The organism is Microseira sp. BLCC-F43, assembly GCF_041929235.1.
Lineage (GTDB): Bacteria > Cyanobacteriota > Cyanobacteriia > Cyanobacteriales > Aerosakkonemataceae > Microseira.
Window position 1 is genome coordinate 71,551 of the sequence record NZ_JBHFNP010000045.1, and the last position, 22,756, is coordinate 94,306.

Sequence of the window (22,756 nt, forward strand, 5' to 3'; positions counted from 1 at the left end):
GGTTGATGCGTTTCCCTGACCTGAGAATCAGTAATAATACTTCAGTATTATTACTGATGCCGTATCTGTTGTTTGGAAGCATTCCTTCTATCATAATTCACTCTCAAAGGAATTTCTAGGTTTGGTATATAATACGCCTAAAGTTAAAATATATAAGTTTTTGTTAACGATTAGTTAATTTATACTTAACAATAGCATTAACAAATTTTAACGATGAATTGAGGCGGCAAAGGAGAAAATAAAGTTAGGATACTTATACTTGACGCGGTCAAAGAAAGTGCTAATGGCTAATTGCTAATGGCGAGCTTGATATATCTGCTAGTCTTGTCTTCGCAAGCGAACTGTCAGGAAAGTGTGCGTGCGAACGGCTAAATGGGATATTAACTGCTGACCTAGCTGCGTGAGAGTGAGGGGGAAAAGATAAATCAACTTTCCCCATGCAGGAAATACCATTTTCCGTAGATAAAGCTACATAACCGTTGATTCGGCTCGCTTTCACCCTAGGATATGTAGAATAACTGAGGGAAATAGGTCTAAATATAAGTTAAATACAAGTTAAGCGGCTAACCGCTTACATATATATGAACTTTGTGGTGTATCTGACGAAAACGAGATGGGGAGCGAGTAAAGTGCGAGAGAGTTTGATGGATAGCGCCCAGGCACATCAACAATGTTTAGAAAAGCTGATCTGGGCAATGGGTCGCCTAGAGGTAGAAGTCGATTTGACTCAAATTTACAAGATTGCCGACCTGATTGTTCAACCGATGACGGGTTACTGGCGATATTTTCATACGCCGCAGCACGTGATTGAAGTGGGCGGGAATGAAGATGGGATTGAAGTTTTGGCGGCTTTGTTTCACGATTTGGTGTACGTGCAGGTCGATTGCAGCATTAACTTTAACCTGAGTTATTACATTACGCCGTTCATTAAGCAGGAAAGGGAAAAGCTACGAATTCGCGAAACTTTTCAATTGCCTGCTGATATAACGTTTGAGATGGTAGCTTGTGTGTTCGGGTTTGTTCCAGGGCAGGTGCTAGATCCGTTTGCGGGAGAAAACGAATTTCTGAGTGCGCTGGTGGCAACAAAAGTTTTAGAGCCATTTTTCTCACTTTCTCGACTGATGGAGATTGCGGCGTGTATTGAAGCGACGATTCCGTTTCGGACTAAATCAAAAGAGGGATTAACGGCAAGCGATCGCCTCTACCAACGCTTGGGAAGAACCAATCATCGGTTTAACCTGGGTTTGAGCGATCTTGCGATCGAACAAATCGTCAAGCGCGCCCAGCGCGTCGCCAATCGGGATGTCAGCGGTTTTGCTCATCCGAGTTCGGCGTATTTTTTGGCGAATACCTGGAACTTATTACCGGAAACCAATCATAACTTTATCAGCCGCTCTTACACGGTGCGCGAGTACCGAATGGCGCTGCAAAAGATGGAAAGTTTCATGAATTTTCTGCAACCTGAAGCGATATTTAATCAATTTCGAGGAGAACCAGACGATCTCACCTACTCGCGTTTGCAGAACGGTGCCAGGAGAAATATCGAAATTGCGCGGCTTTATTTGGGGAGCAAACTGGTTTCGATCGCGCTGATGGAATCGCTTGCTTTTAGCTTGGGATTTGATGTTTCCCTAGCTACTCTAATGGGGGAATTGCCTTACCACGATTATCGCGGCGTGCGCTTGGAAACTTTTCTGCCTAAAGTTGTCGATGCCTTTCATCCCAAAAACGATTTGGAATCGGAAGTCTTGGATTTATTAGAAAACGGAAGAGCCAAGAGCGCAACTGCCGATTTAAAAGATTCACCTTTGGCGGCGTTTATAGTCAAATCAATCGGATTTGAAGCTCTGCAAGAACAAAGCGCCAGAGCGAAAGAGTTTTTTAAAGGAAATCTTTCTGCGGTTGATTTTATTTCTAGCTTTGATGGGACTGTAACGCGACCTGTGGTAGACGCACTGTTAAAGTTATTTGAAAATCGCAAATCTGCCATCAACCGTTATTATCAGGGGATTATTTCTGATGCAAAACCCAAACCCCAGACCAATTCTTAGGCAGACATACCCCCATCAACTCATGCACCCGATCTAGATACAACCCAGCCGTCTTATCCTCAGGATTAACCTGCAATACGCGCTTAAAACACGCTTGTGCAGCGGTAAATTCTTGCTGGCGATAATGTTTTAAACCCCGGGCAAAATCAGGCAGAGTTTGCCACTTTAAATCTCGGACTAAATCGGGTTCGGCATCGAGAACTTCATAGATAGAAATCGCTTCTTGTCTGCCTTTAACGATTACCTTGTCCAGAAAGCGGATTTGGTATTGCTCTGGGTGACTTAAATGAGTCAAGACATTTTCCGAAATTACCAAAGAAACGCCATAAAACTTCGTCAAACTTTCTAATCGAGATGCCAAATTAACTTCATCAGAAAAAGCATCTCCCTGCATTCGGGCTATTTCTCCCACAATTCCCACCATCATGTGACCGAAATTTATCCCCACTCCCACTTGCAGCGGTGGATATCCACTGGCGATGCGCTGGATATTGTATTTTTGTACTTGTTGCAATTTGGCAATACCCGCTTTGACTGCATCGTCAGCGCCATTAGGAAACACAGCCATCATTCCATCGCCCAAATATTTAACAATCAAGCCGTTATGCTCTCTAATTTTGGGACTTACCTGGCGCATATAGGCATTAACAAAGTCAAAATTTTCTTGGGGCGTCATGGTTTCCGACAGCGCGGTAAACGAGCGAATATCGCTAAACATTACCGCCATTTCTTTGCTGACGTGATTGCCTAAATTGACATCGACGATGCTTTCTTTTTGCAAAAATTCTAGAAACCTATGGGGGAAAAAGCGCCCGTAGGCATGGTTTGTTTTTGATAGTTGGATGTGAAACTTAATCCGGGTGAGGAGTTCATCTTTGGAAAAAGGTTTAGTTAAATAATCATTGGCTCCGAATTGAAACCCGGTCACTAGATCGGATATTTGATTTTTAGCGGTCAACATAACGACGGGTAACTCGTGTGCCGGATATTTTTGCCGCAGTTTGGCACATACTTGATAACCAGACATCCGGGGCATCATAATATCGAGAACGATCAAGTCAAATTCTTGCCCGCTTTGGAGGATGGAAAGCGCTTGCTCTCCATTTAAAGCTTGGATTACCTGGTAGCCTTCTAAGGATAGGTGATTGTTTAAAACTTGGAGATTGATCGGGTCATCATCAACAATTAGAATTCTGAATTGTTCCGAATTTGAGTGGGAATCGGTAACGGGTGAATAGGAAGATAGTTGGTTTGATTGCCGATATAAAGTTGGGTTGATACATGGTATTTTCTCCTTGTCTACCACCTTGGAACACAATTCGGTATGAGATTTTCCAGTCTGTAGGGGAACAAGACAGTGCGCCCCAAGATAGGGGGGTAAGAGCGTGCATTCCGTGGAGGTGCAACAAGGGACGTTTGTACTCAGTTTTTGGGATGAAACAGGCAAGGTAAAAGTGAAGCGGGAACCGATGCCAAGTTGAGATTCAACCCATATTTTACCGCCGTGCAATTCTACCAGCTGCTTGGTGAGGGCTAAACCCAATCCCGTGCCGCCGTATTGGCGGACAATCGAACCATCGCCTTGTTCAAACGGATCGAAGATGCGTTCGATGCGATCGCTTGCAATACCAATGCCGGTATCGGAAACGGTAATGGCGATTTGTTTGGGTAATTGGGAATTGGTAATTGGTAATTGTTTCCCATTACCTTCTTCCCCCCTTGTAGGGGGGATTGAGGGGGGTGACCCATTACTCATTACCAAAGCTGCTGAAACTTCTATCTTGCCTGCGTCGGTAAACTTAATTGCATTTCCGATCAGATTATAAAGAATCTGTTGCAGGCGGTTTTCATCTGCATAAACAAGGGGTAAGTCGGCAGGAACGGCGTTGATAAATTGCAAGTTTTTGTTCACCGCTAAAGCTTGACTGACAGTCAGGACAACCTGAACAATTCCTTGCACTTCCACGCTGCGAACTTGCAGGTCTAGTTTTTGCTGTTTCAGTTTAGAAAAGTCGAGAATATCGTTAACTAATTGGCTGAGTCGGCGGGCGCTACCAGCAATCATTAGCAAATTTTGACACTGTATTTCTGATAGAGAACCCGCCGCACCGTCTAGCATCGATTCAGCGATACCGATGATGCCATTGAGAGGCGTTCGCAGTTCGTGGGAGGTGTTGGCTAAAAATTCATCTTTGACTTTGTCGAGGTGCTGTAATTGGGCATTTTGGGCTTCCAGGGTAGAAAAAGATGCTCGCAATTGACCTGCCATGACGCTGAAGGATTTGGCAAGTTGCCCGATTTCGTCGCTGCGATTTAGATTAACAGTTTGTTCCCATTTTCCTTTGGCAATTGCTTTAGCTGATGCGTTCAAATTCAGAATCGGTTTGACAATCCAGCGGGCTGTCAAAATACAAATAACGGTTGAGACAATTAAAGCGACAATACACAGCAAAATCGTGGTGCGATTGTTGGCGTTAATTTGCGCCATTAAATCCAATTCAGAAATATCGCCGATTTCGCCGTGTAAGTGACTGGCAAGGTCTTGGACGGCTTTTTGTCCGTTTCTGAAGGACAGATACCCGACGATACTCACAGCAGCAAAGATTTGCAGCACAAACGGTACGGTCAGGACTAGGCGCAACGGTACGTTTCCAGAAATTTTGGCAAAGCGGTGCAAGGATCTGATTGACATAGGGGCAATCTAGATCTAGATGGTTATTATTTCAAAAAGCTGGTAGGGAAAACTTAAAAACTTTACACTTGCACCCCCTACACTATATTTACCAGTAAACATATGTAAAGTCTTCAGTAAAAATACCTAAGCATCAATACTTATTGTCTCCGGGGAAAGAACCCGTTGACGCCAGTATATCGGAAGCTAACTTCGTTATACAGCTTACAGTATAAATACTGTTAGGGGGTGATACCCCCGCAACCCAGGTAAGAGTGATATCGTGTGGTATTGCATCGGTATTGTAAATTTGGGAATTTTACAGCGACTCCAGGTGCTGCAATATACACAAGGGATGAGAACAAACTTGGTCAGGACTTACCCATGACGAGGCGAGAAACCGGGTTTCGACCCAGAAACCCGGTTTCTTTGGGTAAGGTGGCATGGGTGCGATCGCTCATTAGTGCTATCTGCGATCCGAATAATATCATGTCCAGTAGCAACGGTTGTGTAACTGCTAATAGCTAATCGCTAATGGCTCAATCAGGAAAAATACTATATTACCAATTAGCAATTAACAATTAGCCATCGATACACTACCGATCTCTCGCGGACATGATATAACTCCTACAATCGGATAGTTTTAATTAAATGCTGTTGAAATCGTTCCAGATAAAATTGAGCGACTGTATCTCTGTTATTAATCTGCAAACACTCTTTAAACAATTGTTCTGCTTTTGTGTAAAAACCTCCATGAAACAGGCAAACTGCCTGTTCAAACATCGATTTTGTGGTTGATTTTCCCTGTTTAACTGACTCATAATCCCCATCAAAGACTTCAAAAACTGCTACAGATTTTGACTTACCCTTAACATTGACTCGCTCGAGCAAGCGCATACTATAATTTTGGTGGTTTGGCAAGCGATACCAAGTTTCGTGAGAGATCAATAGCGATGCTTGATAAGTTTTTGTCAGGGTTTCCAGACGAGAAGCTAAGTTCACCGTATCCCCAATCGCCGTACTATCAATTCTGCTGTGTCCCCCGATCGTACCCAACATTAACGATCCGGTATGGATGCCAATACCAATTTTAATCGGCAAAGCGCCAGATTTTGCGCGTTTCTCGTTGAACTCGGCGAGATTTTGCAACATGGCAATTCCCGCTTTAACCGCATCATCTGCGTAACCGCTAAAGAGTGCCATAATCCCATCGCCAATATATTTATCAATAAACCCATTATTTTCCATAATGGCTGGTTCCATGTAAGCTAGAAAAGAATTAATAAAATTAAAATTTTCCTGGCAACTCATGTCCTCAGATATGGTAGTAAATTCGCGAAGATCTTGACATTTCCTGCTGTCCGCCATCGCCTAATTGCACATCGACAATTCTTTCTTTATCTAAAAGCTTGAGAAATTCACGCGGCACAAAGCGATAGACAGCTTTGTTGATTTGAGAGAGTTCTTCGATTGGGATTTCTTGTGAGCGGGTTAATCGAGCTAACTCTTTATTCATGGGATATAAATTCGCATTTTGTTCTGCTATTTTTCGGTCTTGAATATAACTATTTACTGCTGATACTGTCAATTTAAAGTCTTGCCTATGCCAGGGTTTGGCTATATAACGATATAATTTTGCCCGTTCTATCGCCCTTCCCACTGCCGCTAAATCTGCTTGCCCACTCAGCATGATTTTCAGGGTGTTGGGGGAAAGATTATGGATGCGTTCGAGCAATTCATCTCCCTTCATATTGGGCATGATGTAGTCGGAAATGACGACGGCAATTTCCTGCTGGTTTTCTAATGCTTCTCTGACAATTTCTAAAGCTTCTTCTCCACTTTCAGCGATTTCGATCGTGTATTCGCTTCCAAACGCATTTTTTAACTCAATTCTCAGGCTATCTAGGATAGTTTTTTCATCATATACGCATATAATAATAGGTTGATTCATCATTGATCCAACGCTGATTTAATCGTTTCAATCAGTAGGCGATCGCTCCAAGGTTTGGATACACAATCATGCATATTGGCGTATTTTTTGGCTCGAGCGATGGCTGATTTATCTGCTTGCCCGGTCATCATAATTTTAACTATTTGGGGATATTTTTTATGAACAGCGATTAAAAATTCGTCTCCTTTCATTCCTGGCATTAACCAATCGGAGATAATCGCGACTACTGGCATGGTTTCCCAATCTATATCTGCGAGGATTTCCATTGCCTCATCAGGACTTTCAGCAATTTCATAGAAGTAAGTATCCCCCAGACCATTTCGCAGTGCTATTCGCAAGCTTTGTAAAACGTTTACCTCATCATCAACGCATAAAATGACAGGCTTAGGCGAGTTTTTTTTGTTCATAAAGCCTCTGCCTCTAGGGGCAAGGATATAGTAAATGTGGTTTGACCTGGTACAGATTCTACCTCAATTTTACCTCGATGCTTATCAATAATTTTTTGGACAATATCTAATCCCAGACCGCTGCCTTCACCGGGTGGTTTGGTAGTGAAGAAAGGTTGAAATATTTTCGGCATAATCTCAGGGGGAATGCCTTTACCGCTGTCGGTGAAGCTGGCTTTGATATATCCGTCTTGCTGCTTGACTTCAATGGTTAAAGTCCCGCGATAGTCCATTGCTTGCAAAGCATTGTGAATGATATTTGTCCAGACTTGATTGAGTTCGTCGGGGTAACACGAGATAGAGGGTAACGAATCCTGATAGTTTTTGCTCGTGGTTATATTCTGTTTTAGTTGATTGCTATAAAGCGTTAAAATGGTGTCTATTCCCTCCGTAATATCTACGTTTATTTTGTTGCCCGTGTTGTCATAACGAGCGTAATTTTTCAGAGCAAAAACAACTTTCCTTGCCCTTTCTGCGGCAGTAGTGATGCTTCTGATACTGGTTTGAACGTTGGCGAATTGATATGCATTTTCTAAAATATATTCGCTCTCAGGAGCTTTTAATAGCGGCAAAAATGGTTCGATATCTTTAATGCCTACGATCGCTAATAAACTTGCCAAGTCTGAGGCGTTTTCAATTTCGCACGCTTCGAGTTGCGCCGCTAATGAGTTTCTCAGTTTGCGTTCTTCTCTGCTGGTTAAACTTTGATTTTTTTGGCTTATTTGTTTCAGTAAATCTATAAAATACTGCTGATGAGATGGGGAGAGTTCTTGCATAAATTGGGGGAAATTGAGCAAGCGATCGCTCCAAAATATTGCAATGTTTCTCACCGAGGATGTAATCGCGCCCAAGGGGTTATTGATTTCGTGAGCAATGCCAGCAATCAGTTGTCCTAAAGCTGCCATTTTTGCCGATTGAATCAATTCGTCTTGGGTGCTTTTTAGTTGTTGCAATGTTGAGTCTAGTTCGACATTTTTGGCAGCCAACTCTTCGTTTTTAGCCGCCAGACTCTTGTGGGCGGAAACTAACGCCAAGTGGGTTTCTACCCTTGCCAAAACTTCTTCAACCTGAAAGGGTTTGGTGATGTAGTCTACTCCACCAACGGCAAACGCTTTGACTTTATCCAATACTTCATTAACTGCACTGATAAAAATTACTGGAATTTTTTTAGTTTTGTCATCTGCTTTTAGCTTGGCGCAGACTTCATAGCCATCCATTTCCGGCATCAGAATGTCGAGTAAAATTAAATCGGGAGGATTTAATTGGGCTGCTGATATAGCTAACTTACCATGAGGAACGGGGCGAGTTTGATATCCTTTTTCGTTTAAGACTCCCACCAACAAGCGCAAGTTTTCTGGTGTATCGTCAACGATTAAAATATTACCCTTGGAGTTGTTGCTTGGCATGGAATTGTACGTTACTTAATTAACTGTAAAATCTTGTCGTCTTCAAAATTGTCGATACAATGGGCGTGCAGCGTACCGAGATTAGCGGCACCCCTTCCCCCCAGGGGTTCCCGAAGGGTAGGGTAGCTACCCTTGGGCGCGAATCCCATCAGCTAGTCCTCGATTGTGCCAGCTGATTTTCGCGACTTGTTCGGCAACTAACCAGATGGCGATCGCGATCGTCCCGGTTGCTAGCTTCTTTGAGTTCAAATCCCAAGGGTTCCAAAGCGGCGGTGCTAGCTTGAATGTCCAATTTGAAGGTTGTATCCTTTCCAACTGTCGAATTCACCGTCATATCGCCGCCCATTAATTGCACAATTCCCTCTGTGGCAACGATTTGCACCACGAAGGGTACTGTCAGGACTGTTCCCAGGGAGACTTGGCGAGCTGATTTGGCGACGTGATAGTTAAGCTGTTTGATGAACATGACCGCACGAGCTTTTGTTAAAAATTAGTTCGCGCTCAGGTGAACAACTCACCCACGCTGGCTAAAATTTGGACTGCACGATGTTTGGTTACCTCGCTGGCAACACTTTCTTGCACCAACTACCGAAACCAGCCAACACCGTATACCCCGAGCAAACCTTTTCTGTGAATTTTACACTACGTTAACCACACCACCTACTGATTATTCCATATTTTTGCCTAACAAACTTAAACAGGGAACGGGGAACGGGGAAGAGGGAACAGGGGGTTTGGCATGGGGATTTATACCCCACCCAATTAGGGAACGGGGAACAAACAAGAGGGAACAGGAAATCGGAAAAACTCTTCCCTCTTCCCTGTTCCCTAATTGGTAATTGGGAATTGGTAATTGGTAATTGGATTCATTGGCAGCTTACTCTTGATAATTACTTATTACATTGCCGATTAATATAAAAAGCTGGGTGTACAACTACCCGCTCCGCTTTTCCTCGACAAAGTTCCCGTTTGTTTCGCCATCTTTGTGGCAATCCAAAGCTGAACCTATCGCGGCAGTTTAGGTGGTAATAGAAACCCGGTTTTTTCCAAAAACCGGGTTGATGAAACTGATAAAAGCCAGCCAATCCGCGGGGCCAAAAACAAAGGTGATGCGTCAATCTCTAGTAGAGACGTTACATGTAACGTCTCTACAATTAAACCCAATATTTTTCGGATAGCCTTAGTTTTTTTGCCTAATTCCTGCTGGTAATAGAAACCGGGTTTTTGGAAAAAACCCGGTTTCTATTACTGATAAAAGCAAGCTGATCGCTAACTTTACCAGTCCCAGATCCCTGTTGGTTTGATGGGGCAGTTGTTGGCAAAATTATTTAAAATTTTGATGGCGATCGCTTTTTCAGTCAGCACCCCTTGGAATTAGCGCGGCTTCGTGCTGCAAAAGTGTTATAGGTGAAACTGGTATGGCATCAGTAATTCTCAGGAATGGGAAACAGGAGGAACCGAGTGTCTGAGTTAGCCCGAAATTGGGAATGCAATCCATCAGAGTCTGCAACGACTTTTCGGGCAGATGGTATGGTGCTTCAATTTGCCGATGGCGCGATCGCTGCCTGCAATGCTTTCGCTGCCGAGATTTTGGGCAAAACCGCCGAGCAATTAATTGGCAAGACGTTGTTCGATTCCCCCCGGCAATTCATTCATCGCGATGGATCGACTTTTTTACCAGAGGAAAATCCAGCGGTAGTGGCGCTGCGCAGCGGACAACCATGCTCCAATGTGACTATCGGCTTCTATCGCCAAGATGGCGATCTGGTGTGGCTGCTGCTTGATGCACAGCCGTTGTTTCGCGCCAATCAATCTGCACCCTATGCAGTTGTGACGACAATAGCTGATGTCACCGCAGAAAATCGTCAGGCGATGGGGCGGCAGAAAGACCTCTCCCCCAACCCCTCTCCTGCAAGGAGAGGGGAGTCTTCTTTCTCCCCCCTTCCCTTGCAGGGAAGGGGGGCAGGGGGGGTTAGGTCTGTCCCGATGCAGGTTGGTAACCAACAAGACTCAATGCAGACAAGCGAAGCTCTTCTGCGGTTGTTTATTCAATATGCCCCTGCCTGTATCGCTATGTTCGATCGCAACATGAATTACGTCGCTCTCAGTCAGCGCTGGGTGGAAACTTACCAACTCGAGTCAGTTGAGGCGGTTTTGGGGCGATCGCATTACGAAATCTTTCCCCAGATTGGCGATCGCTGGAAACAAGCTCATCAGCGAAGTTTGGCAGGAGAAATTCAACAATGCGAGGAAGATAGTTTTACCCTGCCCGATGGATCGCTGCAATGGTTGCGGTGGGAAATTAGTCCCTGGCACACCGAGAACGGCGATCTGGGCGGAATTGTCATCTTTGTTGAGGATATTAGCGATCGCAAACTTGCTGAAGTTGCCCAACGTCAAAGCGAAGAACGCTATCGCGCCTTGATAGAATTATCGCCCCAAATCGTTTTTATCAGTCAGCCAGATGGCTCGATTATCTATTGCAATCAGTGGGGATTGGAATTCACAGGGCGATCGCTACCAGAGTTGCAAGGCGATGGATGGGTGGAGTTGGTTCGCCCAGACGATCGCGCTCGCGTCTATACGGCTTGGAAAACGGCAACAGCAGAAGTTTCTGAATATGATATTGAAATTCCATTCCGCCGCGCTGATGGGGTTTACCGCTGGCTCTACACCCGCGCTCGACCCGTAACCGATGATACTGGCAAGGTTGCGTACTGGCTGGGCGTCGCCCTGGATATCAGCGAGCGCAAACTTTTCGAGCAAGAACTGCGACAAACTAACCAAACCTTAAGAACGTTAATCGAATCATCGCCTTTGCCGATTGTGGCGATCGAGTCAAATGCCACTGTCCGGATGTGGAACAAAGCTGCCAGCGAGGTGTTTGGCTGGAGTGAAGCCGAGGTGTTGCATCGCCCTATTCCAATTGTGCCCCCCGATCGACTCGCAGAATGTCAGCAGCTGAGAGATGCGGTGGCGAATGGGCAAACCTTGTTTGGCATCGAAACCTACCGCCGCAAACAAGATGGCTCAGAATTAATTGTCAGCATTTCGGCTGCTCCAGTTTATGACGATAGTGGCAGCATCGATGAAATTATGCTGATTTTCCAGGATATCACCGCTCGCAAACAATCGGAAGCCGCCTTGCGCGACAGCGAACTTCGGTATCGCACCTTGTTCGAGACAATGGATCAAGGTTTCTGCGTCTGCGAAATGCTGTTTTCCGAAAACGGCGAACCGATTGATTACCGTTTCCTGGAAGTCAATCAAGTATTTGAACAAATGACGGGTCTTGAGCAAGCGACGGGCAAAACGGCGCGCCAACTCGTGCCCAATTTGGAAGCGTTTTGGTTTGAAACTTACGGCAGAGTCGTGCTGACGGGGGAACCAGCGCGGTTTGAGCATCGATCTGAAGCGATGAATCGGTGGTTTGAAGTCAGAGCTTTCCCCATCGGCGATCCGCAAAGCCACAAGTTTGCCATCCTGTTTACTAATATTAGCGATCGCAAGCAAGTCGAACAAAGCTTGCGCGAATCAGAAGAGCGTTGGCGATTGGGGATGCAAGTTGCGGGTTTTGCCGTGGCAAAATTCGATTACGCCTCGAATACAGTCGAGCTTTCCCAGGAAGCTGCCGCTTTATACGGTTTACCCCCTGCGGAATTAGTCGTCTTGCGTTCGCGCATCCACGCCACATTTCACCCAGAAGAACGCGCCCAACTGCTTGAGATCATCGACCAGGTGCTAGATCCGTCAGGTCCCGGTTGGTTTAGTCGCGATCATCGCGTAGTTTGGGGAAACGGCGAAGTGAGATGGCTTACCGTTCGCAAACAAGTCTTCTTCGACCGTTCGGGTGAATTTCCCCATCCTACCCATGCAATTCTGGTGGCGCTCGATATTAGCGATCGCAAGCAAGCAGAACTGGCATTGCAAGAAAGCGAATCTCGGTTCCGCCACATGGCGGACAACGCCCCCTTCATGGTCTGGGTGACTGACCCTACTGGCTACTGTCATTATCTCAGCCAAAGCTGGTATGACTTCTCAGGTCAAACCCCGGCAACAGGACTGGGATTAGGATGGCTCAACGTAGTCCATCCAGACGATCGGGAAAATGCCTTGCATATCTTTCTAGCTGCCAACGATCGCCGTGAGGGCTTCCGGTTAGAATACCGCTTGCGCCGCCAAGATGGCGAGTATATTTGGGCGATCGATGCCGCCAATCCTTGGTTTGGCGCCGATGGTCAATACAAAGGGTACATCGGATCGGTAATTGATATTAGCGATCGCAAGCAAGCAGAACTGGCACTGACTGAAAGCGAATCTCGCTTCCGTACCCTGGCAGACAACATCGCCCAGCTGGCCTGGATGACAGACGAAACCGGCTGGATCTTTTGGTATAATCAGCGCTGGTTTGACTACACCGGCACGACTTTAGAAGAGATGCAGGGATGGGGATGGCAAAAGGTACACCACCCCGACCATGTAGATCGCGTCGTTGAGCATTTCCGCCACTGCCTTAAAATTGGTGAATCCTGGGAAGATACATTTCCCTTGCGCGGTAAAGACGGGACTTATCGCTGGTTCCTCTCCCGCGCAATTCCGATTCGCGACGAACAGGGTAACGTTGTGCGCTGGTTTGGCACCAATACAGATATTAGCGATCGCAAACAAGCAGAAATTGCCCTACAGCAAAGCGAAGAACGGTTGCGACTGGCGCTTAATGCTGCCAATCAGGGATTGTATGACCTGAATATCCAAACTGGAGAGGCGATCGTCAGTCCCCAATATGCTCAGATGTTGGGCTACGATCCCCAAGAGTTTCACGAAACGAATGCCTTTTGGCTCGAGCGCCTGCATCCCGACGATGGGGAACGAGTCAGCTCTGTATACCAAGAGTACATCACAGGCAGACGCGACCAGTACCAAGTGGAATTCCGACAACGCACGCAATCGGGAGATTGGAAATGGATACTTTCCACCGGCAGCATTGTTGCCTGGGATGGGGATGGTCGTCCGCTGCGGATGCTGGGGATACACACAGATATTAGCGATCGCAAACAAGCCGAACTTGAGCGAGAAGACCTGCTGGCCCGGGAACGACACTATAGTGAGCAATTGCAAGGATTGACAGCGGCGGCGCTGGCAATCAATTCTGCGCTGTCGGTGGAAGAGGTGTTGCAAGCGATCGCCGAGCGAGCAGCAGCGATCGTTGGTACTCACCAATCTGTCACCAGCTTAACCGTTAACGGCAACTGGGAACAGGCAATCAACGCCGTTTACCTGTCTGATAAATATGCCCAGTGGCGAGGCTATGATGCCAAAACAGATGGGTCTGGAATCTATGCCTGCGTATGTCACTTAAATCGCCCAATGCGAATGACGCAAGCGGAATTAGAAGCGCATCCCCGCTGGCGCGGCTTTGGCAAAGAAGCCAAGAACCATCCTCCCATGCGCGGGTGGCTAGCCGCACCTTTGGTGGGACGAGACGGACAGAATATCGGGTTGATTCAGCTGTCAGACAAATATGAGGGTGATTTTACTGAAACCGACGAAGCCGTGGTAGTGCAATTAGCGCAGATGGCATCGATCGCGGTGGAAAATGCGCGGTTATACGAAGCCGAACAGCAAGCGCGGCAAGAGGCACAAACCGCGAACCGCCTCAAAGACGAGTTTCTGGCAGTGCTGTCCCATGAGTTGCGATCGCCCCTCAACCCAATATTAGGTTGGACTAAACTGTTGCAAAGTCGTAAACTAAACGAGGCTCGCACAGCAGAAGCATTAGCCACGATCGAACGCAATGCCAAACTGCAAGCTCAACTAATTGAAGACTTGCTCGATATCTCTCGCATTATGCGCGGCAAACTAACGCTGAATTCAGCTTTTGTGAGTTTAGCTTTTGTGATTTACAGTGCAATGGAAACAGTTCGCCTCGCAGCAGAAGCAAAAAATATTCAATTCAATCTGGCACTTGACTCAACAGTCGGTGAGGTGTTGGGCGATGCGGGGCGATTGCAACAAGTGGTGTGGAATCTGCTTTCCAACGCAGTTAAATTCACACCTGCTGGGGGACAAGTCACAATTCGCCTAACTCAAGTTGATACTGATGCTCAAATTCAAATAATTGATACGGGTAAAGGCATCAATCCCGAATTCTTGCCTTACGTATTTGAGTATTTCCGGCAAGAAGATGGCTCCACCACGCGCAAATTTGGCGGGTTAGGATTGGGACTTGCGATCGCGCGTCAAATTGTGGAAATGCACGGCGGCAGGATTTCGGCAGATAGTCCAGGAGTTGGATTTGGCGCCACTTTTACCGTTAAGTTGCCTAGGATTAATAGTAAAGTGCAACCTGCTGCGGAGCGAGCGATCGCCGCCTCATCCCCAAGCGCGCCAAAAACGCCACTGACTGGAATGCGAATATTGGTTGTTGATGATACTGCCGATACGCGAGAGTTTCTCACATTCTTGTTGGAAGAGAATGGTGCGATCGTCTTCGCAGTAGCTTCAGCCACAGAAGCCTTGCAGACATTCGCAGAATTCCAGCCTGACATTATTCTCAGCGATATTGGGATGCCAGAAATGGATGGTTATGAATTAATGCGATCGCTGCGTAAGTTAGAAGCAGGCAGATCGATTCCAGCGATTGCCTTAACCGCGTATGCTGGAGAGATCGACCAGAAACAAGCGATCGCCGCAGGGTTTCAACGTCATGTAGCCAAACCGATCGATCCAGAGCGGGTTATTTCATACATTGTTGAGTTAGTGCAACAAAATAAATAATGATTGTAGGGGCACGGCATTAATAGGCGTTGCCCAAAACAAGAAGCTTTTCTACTGCCGTGCCCCTACCACCAATACAACTGGACATGATATTACAGCAGTTTCAAATTGGTGCAACGCAGTTATTATTGTAGGGGCACGGCATCAATAAGCGTTGCCTTTAACGCAAAGGTTTTCTCTGCCGTGCCCCTAGCACCAATACAACTGGACATGATATTACAGCAGCAGGACTTACGCAAGAAGAGGCCAGAAACAAAGGTGAAGAGTCAATCTCTGGTTGGCAAACCAACGATTTTTCGGCTCGCCCTTAGTTTCTTTGCGTAATATGATGTCCGCCTAATTACCCTGAATAAAAATCTCTCTGCGTCACCGTGTCACCCCCTCAGAGTCATTCCTAACTATGCAGCAGTTTCACGCTTGGACAGTTACCGTAATGCGTTCTCGTTGAGCAGCAAACCAGAGACAGGCAAGAATATCTGTTTTGGTAAGGTAGGGAAAGTCTTCCAGAATTTCTTCAGTAGTCATTCCTGAAGCTAGATATTCCAGAACATCATAGACAGTGATTCGCATCCCTCGAATGCAAGGCTTACCGCCACGTTTGCCCGGTTCTAGAGTGATGATATCTTGGTAATTCATAAATTGTCTTCGCGACTTTCTCCCATTTTGCCATGTCAGCGATCGCCCCAGAGCCAAAATCCCCGACTTCATCAAGACGCCGGGTATCTATGCCATTAGCAATTAGCCATGAGCAATTAGCATTTCTGACCGCTTTCTAGTCGCTAAAACCATCCTTGATTTTATCAACAGTGCTTTTAACGGCATTCTTGGTATTGTCTACAGCTTTTTCGGTTCTTGCCGCATCTTCCTCTGCTCTTTTCTCAATTCGAGCCGCATCTCTTTTAGCTTTGCGCTCAAAGAAACCACCATTGCCATCGGTTGCATCTTCAACTTTGGAGGCATTTGTCTTAGCAGTGCGCTCAACTTTATCTTTCGTATCTTGGATAAAATTCTTGGCGCGTCCCGCATCTTCACTTACTTTTTCTTTAACACGATCGCCCGCGTCAGCCGTTGCAATCAAGCTTGCACCAGGAGCAGCCATTGCGTTAGAGTTCGAGAAAAATGCACCTTGCCAAACGAATGCGATCGCTGACAGGCACAACACAATTCTAGCCACAAAGCGTCCTCCAGTCGAAAACCGTTTCAAATTCAGTTTCATAGAATACAATCTCCTGAGATTTAGCATTCTATTTTTACTCGATTTGGAACGTCAGCCAAATCTTGCCATAGATAGAGGTTCTCCCGTCATAATTTGTTAGACAAACTCAGTATTTTGATAGATTGACCAAAGTAGGGACTAGGGATTAGGGATACAAGCCCCTTAATTTATTAATGAACAGACAATAAATATTTGAGATTGCGGGAATTACTGAAATCAGAAAGCAAATCGGTAAACCCAAAAAGCTTTCAGCCGTTTCGCTTAAGGAAAACACCAAAATAAATGCGCGAATTACTGAAATGAGAAAGCAAACAGGCTTCATGAGAAAGTAAATTGCCATTTCGCTTAAGACTATATGTAGGATGCGTTAGCGATCGCGTAATATCATGTCCGGTCGATTACCCATAATCGGTAGCCGGGACACGGCACGATCAAAGTTATCTGTTTATCCGAGATATCTATGATGCCGTGTCCCTACGCAACGACTTTGTGAGGTTTTTTTATTATGGGCGATTCAACGGACATCATATAACGCACCATGACTATATGTAGGGTGCGTTAGCGCGCAGAGTACGGCACCATCTATATCAGGACTTACGCAACTGTCACAATCGGTGGTTGGTGCGTGACGCTACAAGTCCCATTGCTACGTTCAAATATGCTCGCAGCGTCACGCACCCTACAGAAAAAATATGCCAGTTGCGTAAGTCCTATATATGTAGATCGCGTAACGCACCATCATACCTACACTGAAATTACCGACTATCTGTTAACCCCGGCAATATTGTGACAAAACGTATACTTTACTTTTGCGACACTGCCCCCATCGGAGTCCAATCACCAGAAGGAATAAAAGACGCCCAATAATAAGGATGCTGATATTTTTCACTTCGCAACATTTCTAACTGAATCTCACGCAACGCAGAGAAACGCCCTTCATTCTGCAACAAACGGCGATAATAATTCACCATTAAATCCTTCGTTCCCTCATCATCAACTTTCCACAAACTCAACACCTGACTTTCCGCACCCGCTATGACAAAAGCACGGCGCAAACCAAAAACACCCTCCCCATTCGCCACATCTCCCACACCCGTCTCGCAAGCAGATAACACCACTAACTTGGTTCCCCATAAATTCAGTGCAGCAGCTTCCATCGCCGTTAAAACGCCATCTTCATCGCCACTTTTACGAATATTAAAACCTGCCATCGCTAAACCCGATCTCAGTAACGGATTTTCTTGATTTCCTGTTACCCGACGACGGGGTGTAACGCTAAAATCCGGTTCCACCCAAAGACTTCGACTCAACCCCGTTGACGGTGCGACTAATTCCACATCTTCTAAGAAAAAGCCGTGGGTGGCAATGTGCAGAATCCTGGGGCTTTTGACTTGTTTTAGGGCGTTTTCTGTGGCTTGGGAACCTGTTAATTGTTGTACGCCAGATAGCAGGGGCGCAATAGCTTCGGCTTCTTTGAGCGTACCGGGTAAAGCGCCGAATTGGATTTGGGCTAAATCGCTGGAACGTCGGGTATTATTACCTCGGTTTGCACTCGCCAATGGATTGCCGGGGTTACTATAGTCGGGATTAGCTAGCAGGATAGGATTAGAACGACTGGCAACGGGATTTTGTAAGCGTAATAAATCGCGTCCAGAACCGAGATAAGTAATTGAATAGTTTTCGACTAAATAGCGGTTATTTTCATCCACTAAAGCAGCGAAAGGAATCAGGTTAAGTTGGCTATCGGGAGAAATTAAAAGAGGCCCAATTAACAAGCGGCGAAGCCATCCGCTTTATGGATGACTCGCAAATATTTAGGATGAACATCAAAACTCTTACCTCCTGTCGTTAGCTTAAAACGAGGCGCAAAGCGAATGGCAATGCGTCCTGTATAGGTTCCTTTATATTTGCCTGTTGGGATATTCGCTTTCACGATGTCGCCAGTCCCAAAACCCATAAAGAACTTGGCTCTAGGGGCATGACGAATCGGGAAACCAAACTTATCTGTGCCGCAACGCTGTCGTCTGCCATGACCTTTGGCGACAACCAGTAACGGCTTAACTCCCTTGATTAATAACTGTTGAGGCGTACTACTACCAATGCAGGCAGCGTCAGCCCAGTGGGATTTTTCCATCCCTCTAGTCTTGCGATTAAACTTTGTTCTACCACCACTACCCGCTTCTATCGGCAACCCAGTTTGTTGCAACCTCCTGAACAATTCCCAACGAGTCGCATTAACTACTGTTGCATCTTTTAAGGGAGATTTAGCAGCCGCTAAAATCCGTTGCAGTAAGTCAGGCTTACCTGCTAGAAACTGCGAAAGTTCTTGATTGCCTTTGGCTTGATTGCACTCATGACACGCTAATGTCAGATTACTAACACGATTTGTGCCGCCGCGACTTTTGGCAACTATATGCTCGACCTCTAGCGGCTTGTTTTCAGCATTGCAGTAAACGCATTTTCTGCCCCATTTGGCAAGTAAATATTCTTTGACTTCAAACCCAAATAGCTCACCTCGCTGATACTCAACCCCAGAAATCTCTGGGTCAACTAAAGCTTGAGTATCAAAGCAAACTAACTCTTGTGAGATTGCGGTAATAGGGCAGAATTTTCTAATTCGTTGTACCCAAGTCAAAAGATTAGCAATTCGACTCTCAAGACTTGGTGGCAACCATCCCTCCCGACGAGTACGGTTGAGGAATCGCGGTTGACGATAACGGGTTTTCCGATTCCGCCTACCTCTTCTTAATGCCCGACGAGTCAAGAGTGCATCTCGGATTGCTTGTCCTCTATGAGTGACCTCAACTGCCGATGTGACTCGACCTGTTTGCTCTTGCACAACGGCAATTCCCGTCGTTTTAGAGCCTGGGTCGATTTTAATTCGATGTGAATGAACTACAGATTCCTCGACTTCTCTATCCTTTAACACAATCGTAAAAGGATAACGCCGAAATACTGCGGCTCGACCCGATTTGAGTAACTCTCTTGCCCTTGCTGGGTGGCAAGGGTCAAGGGGTTGACGGTTTTGATCTAATACGAAAACGTACATTACTGTTACCTCTTCCTCAAAAGGAGTAAAGTTTGCAAGGACGATGTTACAGGTCGGTACTATCCAAATGACACTAGCTTTCCCCGATAACTTGTTTAATCATTTGGTTCTAGAGCTAGAAACTGGCTCGCATTTCTAGGTAGGTCTTTAACACTTGCCTGTAACGGCTGCTTGAATCAATCAAGCCGTCTGATCAACACGGCTCTTTCAAGCCGCCACCATAGCCGTTAGGCTTGGTGGGGGTAGTTGACAGCAGCGTTCTCCGGCTCATAACTTTTCCCCGTCGTGAGTTAGGCTATTTCTAGAAATTATTGCCTTTTAACTCATAGTGTGCCGCTAATTCCATATATCTTAATGCCCCTATGAAACGCCGCCAATTCGTTCAATTTGCTGCATCTACCCTCACCACTCTGGGATTAAGCCAACTCGATATTCAACAGCGCAGTTGGCGCTATGCCAAAGTGTTGGCACAAAGCACGCCTCGGAAACTGGCGCTGTTGGTGGGAATTAACAACTATCCTGACGATCCCTTAAAAGGTTGTATAACCGATACCTAACTCAATATCTTTGGCAAACAACCTCTGATGAACCGATTAGCAGCATTCTGGCAAATGTAGCTCGCAGTACTACCCGCATTTCCAGCAGCCAACAAATCCCAGAATTTGAAGTTAAAAAAGATAGCAATAACGCAGGAAAACCCGCTTATTTCACCAACCATCAACTCCCCTCAGCGGAAGCCATTATTACCAAAGTAGCGGGTAAATCTGTCGAATTATGGTTGGGAGGAATTGAACCCCAATCTATCGCCGCCTTTAACAAAAATGCCCTATTTTCTATTTTAGACGATCGAGGTAATAACTTGGGAACTGTGCGCTTAGATTCCCGCAATCCTAATAATGGATTAATTGCCCAAGGAACTATAGTCGAAACTTCCCAACCGAATGCGATTAAACCCGGATTAATCTTGCAGGAACAAGCACGGGCAATTCCCAACGATTTAAAGTTACGCATTGGATTGGATGAATCTTTAGGGGCAGATAAACCAACAGCATCCCAGGCACTTTCTCGCCTGACGCGCATCGAACCAATACCATTAGGACAAACCGAAGTGCAATATATCCTCGGTCGCATGACTGAGGTAAATTATCAAGAACTTCAACAAAGAAAAGTTGCCGATCTTCCCACCGTTGGCAGTTTGGGTTTATATGCACCCGGTTTAGATTTAATTCCCGCTTCTTTTGGTGCAGCTAACGAAAATGTTACCGCTGCGATTGAAAGGTTAAAAGCAAAATTCCGCTCCTTATTAGCAGCCAGATTAGTTAAATTAACCCTGAATGCGGATTCCTCAAAATTGAAAGTTTCCGCATTAATGAAAATATTAGATTCCCAATCCGGACAACCGATTGATGTGGCGGCAAGTGCCTTTACCGTTCGGGGAAATACTATAAATTCATCACAATCACCAGCTAATATTAAACCAAATACAGTTGAAATTGAAGGGGGAATCCCCAAATTACCTTTAGGAACTCGCGTGCAATTTTTAGTTGAAAATAAAGAAAACACAGACCTCTATGTGAGTTTATTGGTAATTACTCCAGAAGGGGAAATGGTGGTTTTATTTCCTAATACTTGGGCGGCGACAACAGACGCAGCGTTAATTAAAGCAGGAGAAACGCGACAAATTCCAGAAACGGGAAAAGATCCGTTTAGAATAACCGTTGGTAAGCCATTTGGCACGGTAGAAGTATTGATAATTGCCAGCGCTACACCCTTGCGAGAAGCTTTGAAGAAATTGCAAGCGATCGCTACCAGTCGCGGACAAAGAGGGGGACCATTACCTTTAGAATCCGATGCTGCTGGGGTAATTGATGATTTATTGGGTGATTTTGATAGGGGAACTCGTGGCGATCGCAGTCTTTATGCCTCTTTTGACTCTACTGTGCGCGCGGTGGATACCGCAAAGTTGGCAGCAATGTCGATTGCATTTAAAGCGGTGGAAGCTTGAAGCTTGAGCTTTCCCATAACGACACTTCCACGATCAAATAGGGTTATTGAGATCTTGCACCAATCTCATAGCCCGCCAGAGAATAAATTCTCACAGCGAGCAGCGCAAGTCCGTTAAAACGGACTGGTTTGATCGCATTTAGTCGGTTTTAACCGACTTTCGCTATGAGCAACGGAAATTGATTTCCGGGCGGGCTATGATACTGATGCAAGATCTGAAGTTAACAAACAATGATTTGGACTTATCGCTAGTATATTAATTCCTCTCCGTTGGCTTATTTTCTCGATCGAGGGGTGGAATTTGGTCAGCGGTTAACGTTACAACTTTACCGTCTTGCCAAATACTGATTGATTGTCCCAATCGCCGGTGCTTTTCTATTGCTTCAGCGATCGCCGCTTTAACAGCTACATCAATTTTACTGGATAACTTTTCCCGTGCTGGTTCATTCATATTTCTACAAGGTAATTTGATTCCAAAATTCAGGTTGATAAATAATAGTTTCTCGATTTAGGGTGAATTCAGCCACTAATTGTGACTCTGAACTAGAATTATTATAGACTATCCAAGTGTCGCATAAAGGAAAATATAACTCTATTAAATTTCTGCGCCCTCTTTCATAACGACGACGGATAACATCTTCAGGGATATTATGACCTCCACTTTCTACCCGTCTCCTCACTCGTTCAATAGCTAACTCTGGACTTGGCAACCAAAAATAAATCAGGTTAATCGTGTACCCCTTGGTTTTGCAGTTGCTCAAAAAACGAGCAAAGTTACGGGCAGCTAAGGTAGTTTCAAAAGCAAAATTAGTTCCAGCGTTGGCAAGGTAATCCATCCTTTCAAGCATTAAACGTCCTGCTTGAATAGCAACTGACTCTGGATTGAACGGAGAAAGACCAAAGGCAATTTGATCGGCGTTTACATATTCAAAAGTGTCTAAAAAATTGGGTAATATTCTCAAAGCTACAGTGGTCTTACCCGAACCGTTTGACCCTCCGATGATAAAAACATCAGGCATTTTATAAACCCTGTATAAAAGTTTTAACCGACTTGTAGAGACGTTACATGTAACGTCTCTACAATAATCCGGAAAATTATTTCCGGGCGTGTTTGATAGAAACAAAGGTGATTTACGCCCGTCCCGATTTTATCGTCCCGACTTCGGAGTCGATGAATCGGTAGAT

General features: G+C 45.5%; 17 protein-coding genes. 5 read left to right on the forward strand and 12 right to left on the reverse strand.

Annotated features, from left to right (window positions below):
- Positions 1-581: 581 nt before the first annotated feature.
- Positions 582-2,051 (forward strand): hypothetical protein, encoded by a 1,470-nt coding sequence (locus ACE1CM_RS08675; protein WP_374877010.1) that lies wholly within the window; start codon positions 582-584, stop codon positions 2,049-2,051.
- On the opposite strand, the gene ACE1CM_RS08680 is transcribed toward ACE1CM_RS08675, so the two are convergent.
- On the reverse strand, positions 2,011-4,743 hold the full coding sequence (locus ACE1CM_RS08680; RefSeq protein WP_374877011.1) for a response regulator: 2,733 nt from the start codon (positions 4,741-4,743) through the stop codon (positions 2,011-2,013). The two genes, ACE1CM_RS08675 and ACE1CM_RS08680, sit on opposite strands and share 41 nt — an antisense overlap.
- Positions 4,744-5,106: 363 nt before the next feature.
- Here ACE1CM_RS08680 and ACE1CM_RS08685 point away from each other — a divergent pair, with 363 nt between their 5' ends.
- Positions 5,107-5,250, forward strand: a complete 144-nt coding sequence (locus tag ACE1CM_RS08685; RefSeq protein ID WP_374877012.1) for a hypothetical protein — start codon at positions 5,107-5,109, stop codon at positions 5,248-5,250.
- A 99-nt stretch (positions 5,251-5,349) separates the two neighbouring features.
- Here ACE1CM_RS08685 and ACE1CM_RS08690 read toward each other — a convergent pair whose 3' ends face one another.
- The 5 genes from ACE1CM_RS08690 to ACE1CM_RS08710 all read right to left on the reverse strand — a co-directional run bounded on the left by ACE1CM_RS08690 (position 5,350) and on the right by ACE1CM_RS08710 (position 8,991).
- A complete protein-coding gene (locus tag ACE1CM_RS08690) occupies positions 5,350-6,090 on the reverse strand; it encodes an adenylate/guanylate cyclase domain-containing protein (RefSeq protein ID WP_374877013.1) in 741 nt (246 codons plus the stop codon).
- Positions 6,038-6,676, reverse strand: a complete 639-nt coding sequence (locus ACE1CM_RS08695) for a response regulator (RefSeq protein WP_374877014.1) — start codon at positions 6,674-6,676, stop codon at positions 6,038-6,040. Before ACE1CM_RS08695 ends, ACE1CM_RS08690 begins: the two co-directional genes overlap by 53 nt.
- On the reverse strand, positions 6,673-7,080 hold the full coding sequence (locus ACE1CM_RS08700; RefSeq protein ID WP_374877015.1) for a response regulator: 408 nt from the start codon (positions 7,078-7,080) through the stop codon (positions 6,673-6,675). The genes ACE1CM_RS08695 and ACE1CM_RS08700 overlap by 4 nt, the downstream gene beginning before the upstream one ends.
- A complete protein-coding gene (locus ACE1CM_RS08705) occupies positions 7,077-8,525 on the reverse strand; it encodes a response regulator (RefSeq protein WP_374877016.1) in 1,449 nt (482 codons plus the stop codon). The genes ACE1CM_RS08700 and ACE1CM_RS08705 overlap by 4 nt, the downstream gene beginning before the upstream one ends.
- 148 nt (positions 8,526-8,673) lie before the next feature.
- Positions 8,674-8,991: a hypothetical protein gene (locus ACE1CM_RS08710; RefSeq protein ID WP_374877017.1), complete on the reverse strand. Its 318-nt coding sequence runs from the start codon at positions 8,989-8,991 to the stop codon at positions 8,674-8,676.
- 995 nt (positions 8,992-9,986) lie between these two features.
- Between ACE1CM_RS08710 and ACE1CM_RS08715 the strand changes: the two genes are divergently transcribed.
- Complete coding sequence (locus tag ACE1CM_RS08715) at positions 9,987-15,302, forward strand: PAS domain S-box protein (protein ID WP_374877018.1); 5,316 nt, start codon at positions 9,987-9,989, stop codon at positions 15,300-15,302.
- A 411-nt stretch (positions 15,303-15,713) separates the two neighbouring features.
- Here ACE1CM_RS08715 and ACE1CM_RS08720 read toward each other — a convergent pair whose 3' ends face one another.
- From ACE1CM_RS08720 to iscB, 4 genes are all read right to left on the reverse strand, one after another.
- On the reverse strand, positions 15,714-15,938 hold the full coding sequence (locus tag ACE1CM_RS08720; protein WP_374877027.1) for a DUF433 domain-containing protein: 225 nt from the start codon (positions 15,936-15,938) through the stop codon (positions 15,714-15,716).
- 136 nt (positions 15,939-16,074) lie between these two features.
- Positions 16,075-16,518: a hypothetical protein gene (locus ACE1CM_RS08725; RefSeq protein WP_374877019.1), complete on the reverse strand. Its 444-nt coding sequence runs from the start codon at positions 16,516-16,518 to the stop codon at positions 16,075-16,077.
- Positions 16,519-17,321: 803 nt separating this feature from the next.
- Positions 17,322-18,293 (reverse strand): CHAT domain-containing protein, encoded by a 972-nt coding sequence (locus tag ACE1CM_RS08730; RefSeq protein WP_374877020.1) that lies wholly within the window; start codon positions 18,291-18,293, stop codon positions 17,322-17,324.
- The gene (gene iscB / locus ACE1CM_RS08735) at positions 18,287-19,567 is read right to left on the reverse strand and encodes an RNA-guided endonuclease IscB (protein ID WP_374877021.1); all 1,281 of its coding nucleotides are present in this window, start codon (positions 19,565-19,567) and stop codon (positions 18,287-18,289) included. Before iscB ends, ACE1CM_RS08730 begins: the two co-directional genes overlap by 7 nt.
- A gap of 362 nt (positions 19,568-19,929) precedes the next feature.
- On the opposite strand from iscB, the gene ACE1CM_RS08740 reads away from it, so the two are divergent.
- Together ACE1CM_RS08740 and ACE1CM_RS08745 are read left to right on the forward strand one after the other, a co-directional pair.
- The gene (locus ACE1CM_RS08740) at positions 19,930-20,124 is read left to right on the forward strand and encodes a hypothetical protein (protein ID WP_374877022.1); all 195 of its coding nucleotides are present in this window, start codon (positions 19,930-19,932) and stop codon (positions 20,122-20,124) included.
- A complete protein-coding gene (locus ACE1CM_RS08745) occupies positions 20,106-21,572 on the forward strand; it encodes a DUF4384 domain-containing protein (protein ID WP_374877023.1) in 1,467 nt (488 codons plus the stop codon). The genes ACE1CM_RS08740 and ACE1CM_RS08745 overlap by 19 nt, the downstream gene beginning before the upstream one ends.
- 255 nt (positions 21,573-21,827) lie before the next feature.
- On the opposite strand, the gene ACE1CM_RS08750 is transcribed toward ACE1CM_RS08745, so the two are convergent.
- Both ACE1CM_RS08750 and ACE1CM_RS08755 read right to left on the reverse strand, forming a co-directional pair.
- Positions 21,828-22,022 carry a hypothetical protein gene (locus ACE1CM_RS08750; RefSeq protein WP_374877024.1) on the reverse strand — a complete coding sequence of 65 codons (195 nt, stop codon included), beginning with the start codon at positions 22,020-22,022 and terminating at the stop codon, positions 21,828-21,830.
- Positions 22,023-22,026: 4 nt separating this feature from the next.
- Positions 22,027-22,590: a zeta toxin family protein gene (locus tag ACE1CM_RS08755; protein WP_374877025.1), complete on the reverse strand. Its 564-nt coding sequence runs from the start codon at positions 22,588-22,590 to the stop codon at positions 22,027-22,029.
- Positions 22,591-22,756 lie beyond the last annotated feature (166 nt).